Annotated in this window: 17 protein-coding genes; 8 read left to right on the top strand and 9 right to left on the bottom strand. The window is 68.0% G+C overall.

The genetic code is table 11. The features are described from left to right. Positions 1–240 precede the first annotated feature (240 nt). The 4 genes from ACWD3H_RS24135 to iscB all read left to right on the top strand — a co-directional run bounded on the left by ACWD3H_RS24135 (position 241) and on the right by iscB (position 3,033). Entirely contained in the window at positions 241–561 is a 321-nt protein-coding gene (locus ACWD3H_RS24135) for a hypothetical protein (protein WP_451956550.1), read from the top strand. Beyond that, a complete protein-coding gene (locus ACWD3H_RS24130; RefSeq protein ID WP_451956549.1) occupies positions 558–935 on the top strand; it encodes a hypothetical protein in 378 nt (125 codons plus the stop codon). Before ACWD3H_RS24135 ends, ACWD3H_RS24130 begins: the two co-directional genes overlap by 4 nt. 78 nt (positions 936–1,013) lie before the next feature. Next, entirely contained in the window at positions 1,014–1,382 is a 369-nt protein-coding gene (locus tag ACWD3H_RS24125) for a hypothetical protein (protein WP_451956548.1), read from the top strand. A gap of 295 nt (positions 1,383–1,677) precedes the next feature. Continuing rightward, complete coding sequence (iscB, locus tag ACWD3H_RS24120) at positions 1,678–3,033, top strand: RNA-guided endonuclease IscB (RefSeq protein ID WP_451956547.1); 1,356 nt, start codon at positions 1,678–1,680, stop codon at positions 3,031–3,033. Positions 3,034–3,108: 75 nt separating this feature from the next. Here the strand turns inward: iscB and ACWD3H_RS24115 are convergent, their stop codons facing one another. Both ACWD3H_RS24115 and ACWD3H_RS24110 read right to left on the bottom strand, forming a co-directional pair. Further along, positions 3,109–3,729 carry a DUF4240 domain-containing protein gene (locus ACWD3H_RS24115; protein WP_451956546.1) on the bottom strand — a complete coding sequence of 207 codons (621 nt, stop codon included), beginning with the start codon at positions 3,727–3,729 and terminating at the stop codon, positions 3,109–3,111. A gap of 144 nt (positions 3,730–3,873) precedes the next feature. Continuing rightward, the gene (locus ACWD3H_RS24110) at positions 3,874–5,037 is read right to left on the bottom strand and encodes an acyl-CoA dehydrogenase family protein (protein WP_350911906.1); all 1,164 of its coding nucleotides are present in this window, start codon (positions 5,035–5,037) and stop codon (positions 3,874–3,876) included. Positions 5,038–5,200: 163 nt separating this feature from the next. On the opposite strand from ACWD3H_RS24110, the gene ACWD3H_RS24105 reads away from it, so the two are divergent. Continuing rightward, a complete protein-coding gene (locus tag ACWD3H_RS24105) occupies positions 5,201–6,502 on the top strand; it encodes a UDP-glucose dehydrogenase family protein (RefSeq protein ID WP_451956552.1) in 1,302 nt (433 codons plus the stop codon). An 852-nt stretch (positions 6,503–7,354) separates the two neighbouring features. Here ACWD3H_RS24105 and ACWD3H_RS24100 read toward each other — a convergent pair. The 7 genes from ACWD3H_RS24100 to ACWD3H_RS24070 form a co-directional block, all read right to left on the bottom strand. After that, a complete protein-coding gene (locus tag ACWD3H_RS24100; RefSeq protein WP_350911900.1) occupies positions 7,355–7,591 on the bottom strand; it encodes a DUF397 domain-containing protein in 237 nt (78 codons plus the stop codon). Then, positions 7,576–7,773: a Scr1 family TA system antitoxin-like transcriptional regulator gene (locus ACWD3H_RS24095; RefSeq protein WP_451956545.1), complete on the bottom strand. Its 198-nt coding sequence runs from the start codon at positions 7,771–7,773 to the stop codon at positions 7,576–7,578. Before ACWD3H_RS24095 ends, ACWD3H_RS24100 begins: the two co-directional genes overlap by 16 nt. A gap of 73 nt (positions 7,774–7,846) precedes the next feature. Beyond that, the gene (gene mctP, locus ACWD3H_RS24090; RefSeq protein WP_451956544.1) at positions 7,847–9,496 is read right to left on the bottom strand and encodes a monocarboxylate uptake permease MctP; all 1,650 of its coding nucleotides are present in this window, start codon (positions 9,494–9,496) and stop codon (positions 7,847–7,849) included. Then, the gene (locus tag ACWD3H_RS24085) at positions 9,493–9,786 is read right to left on the bottom strand and encodes a DUF3311 domain-containing protein (protein ID WP_451956543.1); all 294 of its coding nucleotides are present in this window, start codon (positions 9,784–9,786) and stop codon (positions 9,493–9,495) included. Before ACWD3H_RS24085 ends, mctP begins: the two co-directional genes overlap by 4 nt. Before the next feature lie 140 nt (positions 9,787–9,926). Beyond that, positions 9,927–10,112 carry a CstA-like transporter-associated (seleno)protein gene (locus tag ACWD3H_RS24080; protein ID WP_451956542.1) on the bottom strand — a complete coding sequence of 62 codons (186 nt, stop codon included), beginning with the start codon at positions 10,110–10,112 and terminating at the stop codon, positions 9,927–9,929. Further along, positions 10,109–12,286, bottom strand: coding sequence for a carbon starvation CstA family protein (locus ACWD3H_RS24075; protein ID WP_451956541.1), 2,178 nt, complete (start codon positions 12,284–12,286; stop codon positions 10,109–10,111). The genes ACWD3H_RS24080 and ACWD3H_RS24075 overlap by 4 nt, the downstream gene beginning before the upstream one ends. A gap of 93 nt (positions 12,287–12,379) precedes the next feature. Further along, positions 12,380–12,634 (bottom strand): DUF3311 domain-containing protein, encoded by a 255-nt coding sequence (locus tag ACWD3H_RS24070; protein WP_355552862.1) that lies wholly within the window; start codon positions 12,632–12,634, stop codon positions 12,380–12,382. 151 nt (positions 12,635–12,785) lie between these two features. On the opposite strand from ACWD3H_RS24070, the gene ACWD3H_RS24065 reads away from it, so the two are divergent. The 3 genes from ACWD3H_RS24065 to ACWD3H_RS24055 are packed head-to-tail and all read left to right on the top strand — an operon-like array spanning position 12,786 to position 15,243. Then, positions 12,786–14,330 carry a sodium:solute symporter family protein gene (locus tag ACWD3H_RS24065; protein ID WP_355552865.1) on the top strand — a complete coding sequence of 515 codons (1,545 nt, stop codon included), beginning with the start codon at positions 12,786–12,788 and terminating at the stop codon, positions 14,328–14,330. After that, positions 14,327–14,944, top strand: a complete 618-nt coding sequence (locus ACWD3H_RS24060; RefSeq protein ID WP_451956540.1) for a SigE family RNA polymerase sigma factor — start codon at positions 14,327–14,329, stop codon at positions 14,942–14,944. Before ACWD3H_RS24065 ends, ACWD3H_RS24060 begins: the two co-directional genes overlap by 4 nt. Next, on the top strand, positions 14,941–15,243 hold the full coding sequence (locus tag ACWD3H_RS24055; protein WP_451956539.1) for a hypothetical protein: 303 nt from the start codon (positions 14,941–14,943) through the stop codon (positions 15,241–15,243). Before ACWD3H_RS24060 ends, ACWD3H_RS24055 begins: the two co-directional genes overlap by 4 nt. The last annotated feature ends 137 nt before the right edge of the window (positions 15,244–15,380 follow it).

Genomic DNA, 15,380 nt, shown 5'->3' with positions numbered 1-15,380 from the left:
AGAGGAGGGCACTCCAGCGGAACATACTGCTGTGTTCTATGGTGTTCTATAGAATTGCATGTCTATGATGCGGCCATGGCATCGGTGAGCGGTGGCCTACGTGCCAGCTCGGGACCGCTTCCCCACACCGGTCCCGTCCCCTGGCGCTGGAGGGCGCCAAGGGACACGGTTCCGGGTTCCGCTCACCGATGCCCACCCACCAGGAGCTGTCGCCGAATGACGTGGAGAAGGGAGTGAACCGTGACCTTCCCCGACGACACAACGGTAAGGGCTGCCGAAGAGCTCCGGGAGGCCCTGACTCGGTACGGGATCACTGCCGATGTGCCTGACGGGTACGGGCTGGCGCTCGTGTCGGTCTGGGTGGATCTGATCGTGTGGTGCCGCGGGGATCAGTTCTGGTGGCGTACCGGCTGGAACCCCCGCCAATACCGTCCCATCTACGCCCGCCACCCGGTGACAGAGCCCAGCCGGGCCGCGCATCGCGTCGCCCTGCGGTACGCGGAGCTGCGGCAAATCCATCCACTGCCGGAACCGGACCAGAAAGCGGCGTACCCGGTATGACCGCGCCTGACGGGAAGCCGCTGGTTCGTCCGCGCTGGGTGGCTGTCGGGGCCGTGGTGCGGCCCGCGGAAGATCTCCACCCGGGATACTTCCTGGCCTTTGAGCGCGACCGTGACCAGCCGTTTCGGATCGCCCCGGTGCAGGGTGAGGAGTACGAGCGCAGACAGCGGTCCGCTGATCTCGTGTGGGGACACGTCACCGGGCTCGACCGGCTGGGGAGCAGCGGTTGCCGGTGGAAGCCGTCGACGTTCCTGCTGTCGGTGTTCCGCTCGTTCCCCTCCGATGCCTCCCTGATCACCACCTTGTTCAACCATTCCCCCGTGCTGCTGTGGCCTCGGCCGTCTTTCTCATGCGGCGGGATGGTGACCCCCTGAACGGGCGTGACCGCGCCGGCCTCGGGAGAGGAGCGCCGTCACGCCTCACCCCACCGGCCACGACGAAAGAAGGTAGGCATGTCTGAACGGTTCGCTCAACGGTTTCCGACCGGGTGGCCTCTGCCCGCGGTGAGTGCCGGACCGGTGATCGAGGGGTGGCGGACCGAACAGAGCGGCTGGGGCGTCTTCTCCGCGTGCCACGCCCCTGACCGCGTGCTGACCGAGCATGAGATGCTCGCTGGGCTCACCGGGCACCTGGTCGCCGAAACGGCCGAGGAACTCATCCGGCTGACCGACGAACAGCGACGCATCGAGGACCGACTGAACAAGGCACCGCCGGTGTGTCCACACTGCGGGTGCGTCCAAGGGGACGCGTCGTTGATCGTGACGGTGAGTCAACGACCCCCTCCTGAAGGAGGGGGCTTGAAGTGCAGTAATGCGCTTTGAAGCCCCGCGTTGACCAGCCCTGGCCATCAGCTCAAGGAGGTGCATTTTGATGGCTACGTTGAACACAAGATCACAGACCGACCTTGGGGTGCTTCCTCAGCCCCAGGCTCTCGAATCCGTGGGAGCAGACACGCCCGAGGGTGGGCACGAAACGGCTCACGGACACCGCCGCCAGGCGGTACCTGGTGTTCAACCTGGGCGAGGGGAGATCGAGCAGACCGGCACCCGGTCTACTCGGCGTCACCCCGACCCGGCTTCGGCTGGGAAGGGAGCGGGCACTCCAGCCCACCCGGTCGTGTTCGTCCTAGACAAGCACGGCCAACCGTTGCAACCCACGAGCCCTGCCTACGCGCGGAAACTCCTCCGTTCCGGCCGGGCCGTGGTTCACCGGCATACCCCGTTCGTTATCCGACTGAAGGACCGCACGGCAGCTGATTCCGTCGTGGCAGACGTACAGGTCGGTATCGACCCCGGCTCCAAGCACACCGGCCTGGCCGTGTTCACCGAGCACGGCGGGAGCCGGGCCGGACGGTACGCGATCCAGCTCGACCACCGGGGCGGGGCGATCCGCGACAAGCTCACCGCCCGCTCGCAGTATCGGCGTCGGCGCCGCAGTAAAAACCTGCGTTACCGCGCGCCCCGGTTTCTCAACCGCACCAAGCCGAAGGGGTGGCTCGCGCCATCGCTGCAACACCGCGTCGACACCACCATGTCGTGGGTGGCGCGGCTCACCCGCTGGGCGCCGGTGCGGGCCGTGCACGTCGAGCGGGTCGCGTTCGACACCCACGCCCTGTCGGCCGGGCGGCCGCTCGAAGGGGTGGAGTACCAGCAGGGCACCCTCGCCGGGTACGAGGCCCGCGAATACCTGCTGGCCAAGTGGGGCCGGGCGTGCGCGTACTGCGGCAAGCAAAACGTGCCGTTGAACCTCGACCACATCCACCCGCGTTCCCGGGGCGGCTCCGACCGGATCAGCAACCTGACCCTGGCGTGCATCGGCTGCAACCAAGGCAAGAACGCCACCCCGGTGGAGGAGTTCCTCAAAGGCAGGCCCGCCCTCCTGGCGAAGATCCTCAAGCAGGCGAAGACTCCGCTGCGCGACGCCGCCGCCGTCAACACCACCAGGTGGGCGCTATGGCGGGCCCTGGTGGCGACCGGTCTGCCCGTTCACACCTCCTCCGGAGGCCGCACGAAGTGGAACCGCTCCCGTACCCAAGCACCGAAGTCGCACACCCTTGACGCGTTGCACGTCGGCCACCTGGGAGGCGTCACCGCCTGGCCCTCGACGGTCTTGGTGGTCACGGCGACCGGTCGCGGCACCTACGCCCGCACCCGCACCGACCGCTACGGCTTCCCCCGGCTGCGGCTGCCCCGGACCAAGCAGGTCAAGGGGTTCGCCACCGGCGACCTGGTCCGCGCCGTCGTACCGAGCGGCAAGAAGACCGGTGTCCACTGCGGCCGTGTCGCGGTCCGCAGCACCGGCAGTTTCAACATCACCACCCGGCACGGCACGGTGCAGGGCATCGGCCACCGCCACGTCCGGCTGCTCCAACGAGCCGACGGCTACGGCTACACCACCCACCCAGAAGTGCGGCACCGTGCCGCGTTTCCTCGCGGCCCTGAAGGACCGGGTCTCCACGCTGGAGGTAATTGATGAATCATTGGTCACAGCACAGCGGTGCGCGCAGCTACGCGCCCCTGCTGGCTTCCAATTCCGTGGGCGGCCTTGTCAGGAGAAGCCCAGATAGTGGGCCATCCGGGGAAGCCTGCGGGCTATCTCCGTCTCGTCCTCGAAGTCCCACTCCTCGCCGTCGAATCTCCCGCCGATGAGAGGGAACTTCCCTTGAACTCCACGGGCGCGGACAGCGTCGCCCAGATGTCCCGTATCCAGGCCGGTGACCTTCTCGTAGGGCTCGAAGGTCACGTAGGCGAGGAGTTCGAAGTCCGGTTCCTCCTCCGACCACGCTGGGGGCTCGCCATTGGCGATCCTCGTGCGAAGCATCTCCATCAGACGCAGGAACTGAGGCAGCTCGACCAGGCTGTCCGGATCGGCCGCCACCTGTTCGAAGGCCATGCGTCCGAGGCTGATGAGCCAGTACACGAAGTACTCGAAGCCATTCAACGACTGTTGCCGAAAGACGTGGCAGTACACCGCGTACATGTCCCAGGTGCAGAGCCGGCTCGTCTCGGAGTCCCACCACATCGCGAAGTCGACGATCTCCTCGGCCGAGCACCGGGAAAGCCCGTCATCCAGCCAGGCGAGACGTTCTTGTCTGGTGTCGGTCTCTCGGCTGGACCGCTCGATCAGCTCCCAGAAGGCATCCGCGTCCATGAGACGTGATCGTGGCATCCACGATCATCCGTGTACAGATCGCCACCGTCCCCGTCCGCGGCTTGCGGAGCTCTCACGGAACAGGGCCTCCCAGGATCCACACGGCACCTGCGAGGCCCGGTCCGGGAGCCTCGCCCGGACCGGGTTTCCACTGGTCAGGCCCTACTTGAGCAGCTGGCGGGCCATCACCAGGCGCTGGATCTGGTTGGTGCCCTCGTAGATCTGGGTGATCTTGGCGTCGCGCATCATGCGCTCGACCGGGTAGTCGCTGGTGTAGCCGTACCCGCCGAGGAGCTGGACCGCGTCGGTGGTGATCTCCATGGCTGCGTCCGAGGCGGCGCACTTGGCCGCGCTGGAGATGAAGGTGAGGTCGGCCTGGGGCTCGCCGTGCATGGCACGCTCGGACTTGGCCGCGGCGACGTAGGTGAGCTGGCGGGCGGCCTCCAGCTTCATGGCCATGTCGGCGACCATGAACTGGACGCCCTGGAAGTCGGCGACGGCCTTGCCGAACTGCTTGCGCTCCTTGATGTAGCCGATCGCGTAGTCCAGCGCGCCCTGGGCGATGCCGAGCGCCTGGGCGGCGATGGTGATGCGGGTGTGGTCCAGGGTGGCCAGGGCGGTCTTGAAACCGGTGCCGGGGGCGCCGATCATCCGGGAGGCGGGAATCCGCACGTTCTCCAGGATGACCTGGCGGGTCGGGGAGCCCTTGATACCGAGCTTGCGCTCCTTGGCCCCGAAACTGACGCCCTCGTCGGCCTTCTCCACGACGAACGCGGAGATGCCCCTGGCTCCGACGCCCGGCTCGGTGACGGCCATCACCGTGTAGTACTCCGACACCCCGGCGTTGGTGATCCACATCTTGGCGCCGTTGAGCACGTAGTGGTCACCGTCCGCGACCGCGCGGGTCTTCATGGCGGCGGCGTCGCTGCCCGCCTCCGCCTCCGACAGGGCGTACGAGAACATCCCGTCGCCCCGCGCGACCGCCGGAAGATACTGCTGCTTGAGCTCCTCGGAGGCCGACAGCAGCAGCGGGACGGTCCCGAGCTTGTTCACGGCGGGGATCAACGAGGACGAGGCGCAGGCCCGCGCCACCTCCTCGATGACGATGACCGTCGCGAGCGCGTCGGCACCGGCGCCGCCGTACTCCTCGGGAACGTGCACGGCGTGCAGGTCCGCCGCGACGAGCGCCTTGTAGACGTCCGAGGGGAACTCCCCGGTCTCGTCGACCTCCGCGGCACGAGGGGCGATCTTCTCGTCGGCGAGGGCGCGGACCGTCTCGCGGAGCATCTGGTGCTCCTCGGGCAGTGCGTAGAGAGGGTAGCTCATAGGGAAATAGTAGGACGTCCAACAAACACTGGAGCGCTCCACCCCATGTGGTATGTCCTCCCGCGTTTACGCAGGTGGCAAAGTGGAAGTGTCAGATGCCGATACTCTGACGGCAAATAATTGGGCAGAACCGAAAGGAGCACCAGTGGCCTACCGCCTGACGATGGTGGGAACCGGATACCTCGGTGCGACGACGTCCGCCTGCATGGCCGAGCTGGGCTTCGAAGTCCTCAGCCTCGACGTGGACGCGGAGAAGATCGGCCGTCTACAGGCCGGTGACCTGCCCATCTACGAACCGGGCCTGCAAGAGGTGCTGCGGCGCAACCTGGCCAACGGGCGGCTGCGCTTCACCACCTCGTACGAGGAGGCCGCGGCCTTCGGAGACGTGCACTTCCTGTGCCTGGGCACCCCCCAGAAGCCGGGAGAGTACGCGGCGGACGTGTCCTACCTGGACGCCGCGATCGAGTCGCTGGCCCCTCACCTGACGCGCGAGTGCCTGGTCGTCGGCAAGTCCACGGTCCCGGTCGGCACCGCCCAGCGCCTGGCCGACAAGCTGGCACGGCTGGCCCCCATCGGCGCGGGCGCCGAGCTGGCGTGGAACCCCGAGTTCCTCCGTGAGGGCTTCGCGGTGAAGGACACCCTGCACCCCGACCGGATCGTGCTCGGCGTCGCCTCCGACAGGGCGGAGAAGGTCATGCGGGAGGTGTACGCCTCCATGCTGGAGATGGGCACCCCGATGGTGATCACCGACTACCCCACGGCCGAGCTGGTCAAGGTGGCCGCCAACGCCTTCCTCGCCACGAAGATCTCCTTCATCAACGCGATGGCCGAGGTCTGCGAGGCCGCGCACGCCGACGTCAAGCAACTCTCCCTGGCGCTCTCCTTCGACGACCGCATCGGCGGCAAGTTCCTCAACCCCGGGCTCGGCTTCGGCGGCGGCTGCCTGCCCAAGGACATCCGCGCCTTCATGGCCCGTGCCGGAGAGCTCGGTGCCGACCAGGCGCTGACCTTCCTGCGCGAGGTGGACGCGATCAACATGCGCCGCCGGGCCCGCATGGTCGACCTGGCCCGCGAACTGGCCGGAGGCTCCTTCCACAACTGCACCGTCGCCGTGCTCGGCGCCGCGTTCAAACCCAACTCCGACGACATCCGCGACTCCCCCGCCCTGGACGTCGCCGTCAAGATCAGCGAGCAGGGTGGCCGGGTCACCGTCTACGACCCCGTCGCCCAGGAGAACGCCCGCCGGGCCCACCCCCGGCTCTCCTACGGCGCCTCCGCCCTGGAGGCGGCCAGGGACGCCCATGTGGTGCTGCTGCTGACCGAGTGGCAGGAGTTCATCACCATGGACCCCGAGGAGCTGGGTTCCGTGGTGACCTCCCGCAAGATCGTCGACGGCCGCAACGCCCTCGACGCCGAGACCTGGCGCGCCTCAGGCTGGCACTACCGCGCCCTCGGCCGCCCCTGACCGCGCCGTTTCTCTTTCAGCCCCTCGCTCGGCCCTCTGGCCGTGACTCGCCGTCACGCCTTCTCCCGCCACGGCCCGCTCCGCGCATCGCGGGAGCGGGTCGTGGCGATGACGGTCGTCTGAATGATCGAACACAACGAGTGCGATCAGCCGGCGAACACCGCGCGAGGCCGGAGCGACAGAGGATCTTCGGGGTGGGAGGATGGCGCGAACCGTCTTCGAACACAGCTACGGGTTCCCGACATGTGCCGGAAACCCGTTCGAATGTGCGTTGACCGTTCGGGAGCCTCGTCGCTCACCACCGCCAGCCCCAGCGACGCCTGCGCCAGTGGCGGCGATGGAAGCGGCGCCCCCTCCAGCCGAAACCGTATTCGACCCGTCCTCCTCCAGGGAAGATCACGTTGAAGCTCATGAGCGCCCCTCTTCATGTCAATCCTCTGAACCTGTCAATAACCATAATATATGCAATATCCATATAAACCCACAAAAACACCCCCAATTTAGTATAAGAATGCTTTTGATAGATATTGCGCTTTTAAAACGCGTGACCGATCTCACCCGCGCGACTGGCCCTGCGGACCCGCTTTTCATGGTCGGGCAGACGTTTCCCCAGTTCACGGCAGGGATTCCGATGACAGGAAGGCGCGGGTCGCATGGCGCCGCGCCCCTCAAGACCGGGAAAAGGAATCGTGCCGGAGGAGCCGGCAGGCTCGACCACACAGACCCAGAAGGCCGGATGGGCCTCCATACGAACGTCGGCCGCGCCGGCCAAGAGGAGCACAGCCCCGGCCGCAAGGACCGCCGAACGAAAAGACCCCCGTCTCGGACGGGGGTCTTCCGGGCTTGGTTCCGTCAGTTGTCGAACTCGCCGAGCTTCACACCGCCGACGAAGGCGTCCCACTCCGAACGGGTGAAGAACAGCTTCGGGCCGTCCGGGTTCTTGGAGTCGCGCAGCACGTAGAGGGGACCGGCTCCGGCCTTGTGCCCCTCGTCGAGGTCGTCGATCACGGCCACCTCGACACAGTCTTCACCGGTGTCACCACCCGGAGCCGCCTTGCGCCAGACGGCGTTGCTCAGGTCCGCGTCCATGTGTCCATCACCTTCGTCATGAGGTCGATGCTCGCTCGCGGGGGCGAGGCCTCCGTGCGGAGCTCTTCGAAACGGGTGCAGATCCAGGCGACGTCTCGGGAACGGTCGGTGACATGCCCTTCGACGGCGCGGTCCACATACACAGTATCCGGACCGCCCCGGTAGGTCTCCAGTATCGGCACCGCTCCCAGGTCTCGTACGGAACGGGGCGGCCGGCGGGCCTTCGAACGGGCTGCCGGTGGCCGGGAGTCCTTCTCACCGGATGAGCTCCCGGATGGGTTCGACGCGCGGGTCGTCGATGTCCGCGTGGTAGTCGTCGGCCGAGGTCTGGTCGCGGCCCGCCGGCCGTTTCGCCGCGCGGAACGCGAGAGTGGCGGCCACGCTGACGGCCGCGTTCAGCACGCAGGCGGTCAGGGCGACGTAGCCGAGACGGCCGTCGCCGATGACCGGGATCTCCGCGAGCGATCCGCCGAAGTGCCTGCCGGTTCCGGGGTTGACGATGCCGTACGCGGTGACGGTGCCGTACACCATGCCGAACGCCCAGCCGACGAGCAGCGCTCCGGGGTGGAACCAGCGGGTGTAGAGCCCGACCACGATCGCCGGGAAGGTCTGCAGGATCCAGATTCCGCCGAGGAGCTGGAAGTCCAGCGCGAACTTCCTGTCGAGGAACAGCACGAAGGCCAGCGCTCCGAACTTGACGAGAAGGGAGGCCGCCTTGGAGACGCGCAGCTCGTCCTGGGAACTCGCGTCCGGCCTGATGAACTCGCGATAGACGTTACGGCTGAAGAGGTTGGCGGCGGCGATGGACATGATCGCGGCGGGTACCAGAGCGCTGATGGCTATGGTGGCCAGGGCGATGCCGCTGAACCAGCTCGGGAACAGGTCCACGAAGAGCCGCGGGATCACGAGCTGGGGGTTGGGCTGACCGTCCATGCCGACAGGGCGCGTACCGGCCGCGATCGCGAAGAAGCCGAGCAGCGCGAACAGGCCGAGAACCAGCGTGAAGGCCGGCAGAAGTGCGGCGTTGCGGCGCACGACGTCGCGGCTTCTGGTCGCGAGCACGGTGGTGACCGTGTGCGGATACACCACCAGTGCCATCGCCGACCCGAGGGCCAGCGTGGCGTACGGCCAGAAGCCACTCGCTCCCGGGATGAAGACCCCGGTGGGTCGTCCCGTCTTCGGATCGGGCGCCGCCATCCTCTCCTGGGCCGAGGCGAAGATCGTCTCAAAGCCGCCCAGCCGCTGGAGCAGGACGACGAACGCGACCGTCACGACGAGGCACAGCAGAAAGGCCTTCAGGATCGCGATGAGCGCGGGTGCCCGGAGCCCGCTGACGTAGGTGAAGGCGGCCAGCACGGTGAAGGCGACGGCGAGAGGCAGGTCGTTGACGAGAGGGTTGCTGCTCCCCAGGCCGAGCACCTCGAACACGGCCTGGATCCCCACCAGCTGCAGCGCGATGTAGGGCAGGGTGGCCAGCAGTCCGGTCAGGGCCACCGCCAGCGCGAGCCCTCTGCTCCGGTAGCGGCCGCGCACGAAGTCGGCGGGAGTGACATAGCCGTGCCGATGGGCCACCGACCACAGACGCGGCATGACAGCGAAGATCAACGGATACACGATGATGGTGTAGGGGACGGCGAAGAAGCCGCTCACCGCGCCCGAGGCGAACATCGCCGCCGGTATCGCGATGAACGTGTAGGCCGTGTAGATGTTGCCGCCCAGGAGCAGCCACGAGGAGAGGGTGCCGAAGCCCCGGTCGGCCAGCCCCCACTGGTCCAGCGCGTTCACGGTGCCCGTGATGTGGCGGCCCTTCCTGCCCTGGACCGCGGCGAACCCCATGACCGTGACGATCAGAAAGAAGATCACGAGGATCGTGAGAGCGGTCCAGTCGATGCCGTCTCGGTTCATCGGAGTCCCTCTCCGCGATCGGCGGGCCGATGCGCGCCGGTGCGCACCGGGCGGGTGGGGGTCGTGTGGAGGTAGGCGCACCAGGTGAGGCCGGAGGACAGGAAAATCCACAGGAACTGGTACCAGTAGAAGAACGGGAGGCCGAACAGCCGTGGCTCCGCACCCGCGTAACCTCCGACCCAGAGCAGCGCCGGGAAGGGCATCCACAGCGCCACGGTGCTCAGCTTCGCCCAGGGGCCGGAGGTCCTGGACCTGACCGGCCGGGCCGGTGGTGACGATGGAGCTGCCACGTCGTCTCCTGAAGTGTCGTCGTCTCCCCCGAAGTGAGGACAGGACGCCGGCGCCCTCCCGCCCGCTCGCCTGAGGATGGTCGGCGAGCGGGCGGAAGGCGCCGGCGGGGATGGGCGCGGATACGCTGACGGATCCCGCCTCAGCAGCACCGGATGCCGGGGCTGCTGTCCCGCAGATCGGATCGGCGCCGTTCGAACTCCCGTCGTGAGAGCGGCGGCGAGTGCGGATGGGGTCGGTGCCGGGCCAGGTACCGGTCGTATTCACCGGAACCGGTGAGTTCGCGGAGGTACCAGCGGGCGAAGTGCAGCAGTGAAGCCACAGTCATGATCGCTCGCTGTCCGCTCCGTTGTTCCCCGCCCCCACCTCGGCCAGCTCACGCCGCTCCGCCGCGGTGGTGAACAACCCCGCGGGTGCCACGATGCTGGATTCGACATAGGGCGCCTCTGCCATTGGCAGGGGGTTACGGGACAGTATGGCGCGCCGGCACACGACCACGGCGTTGCCGACGACGATGATGACCAGCAGTGCGAACATCGCCGCCAGCACGCCGTCGACGGTGGAGTTGACGACGACCGCCTGCATGTCGCCGAGGTTCTTGGCGGGCGCGATCACCTTCCCCGCGGCCAGTGCGTCGGCGTACCGTTCCCGCTGGGCGAAGAAGCCGATCTTGGGGTCATCGTGGAAGACCTTCTGCCAGCTGGCGGTCATCGTCACCGCCAAGTCCCAGACCAGCGGTATGCCGGTGACCCACGCCCACTTGAGCTTGCCCGACTTGATCAGGATCGTGGTGGCCAGGGTCAGCGCGATGGCGATCAGGAGCTGGTTGGAGAGGCCGAACAGCGGGTAGAGCTGGTTGATGCCGCCCAGCGGGTTGGTGACGCCGGTGTACAGGAAGTAGCCCCAGGCCAGCACGACCGCGGCGCTGGTGCCCCACAGGCTGGGCTTCCAGCTCACCCGCCCGATCGGCTTCCACAGGTTGCCGAGGGAGTCCTGAAGCATGAAGCGGGCGACGCGGGTGCCGGCGTCCACGGTGGTCAGGATGAACAGCGCCTCGAACATGATCGCGAAGTGGTACCAGAACGCCTTGAACGCGGCGCCGCCGAAGATCCCGGACAGGATCTCAGAGATGCCGACGGCGAGGGTGGGGGCACCGCCGGTGCGGGCGATCACGGTCTGCTCCTGGACCGCTGCCGCAGCGGCGCGCAGGTCGTCCGGGGTGATGACGAAGCCCAGCTTCGTGACGGCGGCCGCCGCGCTCTCGGGGGTGGTGCCGAGCAGGGCGATGGGCGAGTTCATCGCGTAGTAGAGGCCGGGTTCGAGCGCGCACGCGGCGATCAGCGCCATGACGGCGACGAACGACTCCATGAGCATCGCACCGTAGCCGACCAGCCGGACCTGCGACTCCTTCTGGATCATCTTCGGGGTGGTGCCGGAGGCGATGAGCGAGTGGAAGCCTGACATCGCGCCGCAGGTGATGGTGATGAACAGGAACGGGAACAGCGACCCGGCGAAGACCGGCCCGGTGCCGCTGAGCGCGAACTTGGTGATCGCCTCGTTCTGCAGGTGCGGCGCCGCGATGACCACGCCGACCGCGAGCAGCCCGATCGTGCCGACCTTCATGAACGTCGACAGGTAGTCGCGCGGCGTCAGCAGCATCCACACCGGCAGGACGGAGGCCAGGAAGCCGTAGACCACCAGGCAGATGACCAGCGTCTGCGGGCTCAGCGTGAAGGCGTCGGCCCAGGCCGAGTTCTGGACCCAGCCGCCGCCCGCGATGGCCAGCAGCAGGAGCACGACCCCGATCACCGTGGTCTCCATGACCCGCCCCGGCCGCAGAACGCGCTGGTAGAAGCCCATGAAAAGGGCGATGGGGATGGTCATCGCGATGGAGAAGGTGCCCCACGGCGAGTGCGCGAGCGCGTTCACCACCACCAGGGAGAGCACCGCGAGCAAGATGATCATGATGGCGAACACCGCGACCAGCGCGGCGGTCCCGCCCACCGGGCCGATCTCCTCGCGCACCATCTGGCCCAGGCTCTTGCCGTCGCGGCGCATCGAGAAGAACAGGGTGACCATGTCCTGGACCGCCCCGGCCATGATGACCCCGACGATGATCCATATGGTCCCCGGCAGGTATCCCATCTGCGCGGCGAGGACCGGGCCCACCAGCGGCCCGGCGCCGGCGATGGCGGCGAAGTGGTGGCCGAACAGCACCCGCCGGTCGGTCGGATGGTAGTCGACCCCGTTGTCCAGCCGTTCGGCGGGAGTCGCGCGACGGTCGTCGACGCCGAGCACCCGGCGGGCGATGAACCGGGAGTAGAACCGGTAGGCGATCGCGTACGAACCGAGGGCGGCGGCCACCAGCCAGATCGCCGAGATCTCCTCTCCTTGGGACAGGGCGATGACCCCCCAGGCGACCGCGCCCACCAGGGCGACCGCCGTCCATATGAGGATCTGCTTGGGGGTTGATCTCGATTTCGTGATGCCGTTTTCGGGCATGGCTGATTCTCCTGAACTCAGGGCATGGCAGAACAGCGCGGTACTACGAGGGAAAAGTCGCCCGGAGATCCGAGCGGGGTGACGTGGTCGGTATTACCGGCGACGCTGGTCGCGGGTGAGATGACGATCGCGAGGCGGGCGTTCCGCGCCACGTCTCAGGACGTAGGCGACGGCCATGAACACCACGCTCCCCGGCACCCAGATGAGCTGGTACCAGAAGAAGAATTTCATTCCGGCCAGATGTGGCGCGTCGTAGGAATACCAGGGCACCCACAGGAGCGCCACGATGGGCAGGGCCAGACAGATACCGGCCGCGAAACGTCGCGCCCGCCGCGTCGGCTTCACCATCGTCGTCCTCCGGAATGTTCCCGCGTTCTTGTTGCAAGGGTTGCGGATGGTTCCGATCTGGTTTACGCAGATTTCGAGGAGATTTCGTGTCAACCAGCCGTGCGGATTACGCAACCTACAAGTACTGCCCGGGCGTAGTGGACGGTGGCCGATGACAGAGCCGATAAGCGCGGTGACGTTCCTCGCCGTGCTCGGCGGCACCTCTCTGCTCGCGGTCGCCGCGCGCTGGTTCCGGCCGTCTCCCGAACTGCCCACCCTGGAGGACTGGGCGCTGGCGCAGCGCCAGTTCGGCACCCCGACGACGTGGTTCCTGCTCGGCGGGACGATATACACGGCCTACACGTTCGCCGCCGTACCGGGCCTGGTGTACGGCACGGGCGCGCTCGGGTTCTTCGCCCTGCAGTACACCGTGATCATGTGCCCGCTGGCGTTCGTGCTGCTCCCCCGGCTCTGGTCGGCGGCGCGCCGGCACGGGTACATCACCCCCGCCGACTTCGTCCGGGGACGCTACGGCTCCCCCGCCCTCGCACTGGTCGTCGCGGCGACCGGTGTGCTGGCGACCATGCCCTACATCGCGCTGCAGCTGGTGGGCATCCGTTCGATCCTGTCCGCCGTCGGGCTGTACCCGAGGGGGGTGCTCGGCGACCTCGCGCTGGTCGCCGTGTTCGCGGTCCTCGCCGTGGCGACCTACCGGCACGGGCTGCGCGCGCCGGCGGTCATCTCGCTGATGAAGGGCGCGGCCGTCTTCTGCTCGATCCTGGCCGTCTCCTTCCTCGTCCTCGACCGGTTCGGCGGGCCCGGGCCGATGTTCGACAGCGCGGAGCGCGCGCTGTCCGGCGGGGAGGCGACCCAGGCGTCGTTGACGCTCGATCCGAGCCAGTTCCCCGTCTACGCCACCCTGGCCCTCGGCTCGGCCCTCGCCCTGCTGATGTACCCCCACGTGCTGACGGCCGCCTTCGCCGCGTCCGGCCCGGACACGCTGCGCCGCGCGGCGGTCGCGCTGCCCCTGTGGACGGCGGTGCTCGGGCTGTTCGCCATGCTCGGCGTCGCGGCGCTCGCGGCCGGCATCCAGCCCCCGTCCACCGGCGCGGAAACCGCCGTCCCCCTGCTCGTCAAGGATCTGATGCCCGCCGCCCTCACCGGTCTGGTCTTCGGTGCGCTCGCCGTGGGCGCGCTCGTACCGGCGGCGGTCATGTCGATCGCGGTGGCGACCTCGTTCGTCCGCAACATCTACGTCGAGTACTTCCATCCGACGGCCACGCCCAAGCACCAGACACGGATCGCCCAGATGGTCTCGCTCAGCACCAAGGTCGGGGCGGTCGTCTTCGTGTTCGGACTGCGCAACCAGGACGCCATCAATCTTCAGCTGCTGGGCGGCGTCTGGATCCTGCAGACCTTCCCCGCCGTGGCCCTCGGGGTGTTCACCCGCCGCCTGCACCCCCGGGCGTTACTGGCCGGGTGGATGAGCGGCATGGCCGCGGGCACCCTCCTGGTGGTGCACAGCGGATTCTCGTCGCTGGTGCCCCTGGGCGTGGGCGGCCAGGAGGTGCAGGCATACGCCGCGGTGGTCGCCATGACACTGAACCTCGCCGTCGTCGTGACGTTGACCCCGCTCTTCAACCGAGTGGGCAGATCGCACGTTCCGAAGTCGAGCTCTCCGGTCCCCATACCCCCCGAAGCGGAGACGATCACATGACCGGGATCCGGCCACCCGCACCATTACCGACGTTCGTCGAATCCGGCTCCGTATCGGTCGACACGCCGCCCCCGGCGCGGACGGACGGGCCGTCCGCCGGGGGACCGCCCGCCCCCGGCCCGCCGGACACCGGGCGTGAGGCCGCGCTGACCCAGCTGTTCGAGACGCACTACACCGGCCTGCTCCGGCTGGCCGTGCTGCTCGGCGCCGACGACGCGGAGGACATCGTCGCCGAGGCGTTCTGTCAGCTGCACCGCCGCTGGAACCGGCTGCGCTCGGCCGAGGCCGCCCTGCCGTACCTGCGCTCGGTGGTCTGCAACCTGACCCGCATGAGACTTCGCCACCTGCAGGTCATCCGCAAGCACACGGATTGGACCACGGGCCTGGAACGGTCGGCTGAAAGCGTCGCCCTGCTCCACGACGACCAGAAGGCGCTCACCGAGGCCCTGCAGCGGCTCTCGGCCCGGCAGCGAGAGGCCCTTGTCCTGCGCTACTGGCTCGGTCTACGCGAAAGCGACATAGCCGAGGCCATGAGCATCTCCTGTGGTGCGGTCAAGGCGCACACCAGCCGCGGCATGGCCACTCTCACCAAGATCATGCAGGAGCGACGATGACGACCGGCCCCGCCAGCACCGAGGACCAGCTACGCGAGGTTCTCGACAAACTCGCCAACGGCGTCCAGCCGGCCCCGGACGCCTACCGCCGGGTCCAGGGCGAATGGCGACGGCGCGAGCGCAGACGCCGGCTCATCCTGGTCATCCTCGTGGTGCTCGTCCTCACGATCGCCGACATCGTGGGGCTGTGGGCGCTGAACCAGTACCAGGACCGGTCGCACATCGCCCCCAGGGAGCCCGTCTCGGCCCGATCGCACGCACCGCCCGCCGACGGCCTGCCGGACCTCCCGGTACGGTGATCGAAGCCAGGTCCGCGCGCTCCCACACGGCCCGGATCCGGGCAGGCAGCGCCTGATGTCCAACCAGGGCGCCCTCCGCCGCGTCCGGCGTGGCGTTCCCCGTCGGCCCGTGACACCAAGGGCGGGGAAGGTCGCCC

The sequence above is a fragment of the Streptosporangium sp. NPDC002607 genome (assembly GCF_053592655.1).
This window is presented reverse-complemented; position numbering and strand designations above follow the sequence as displayed.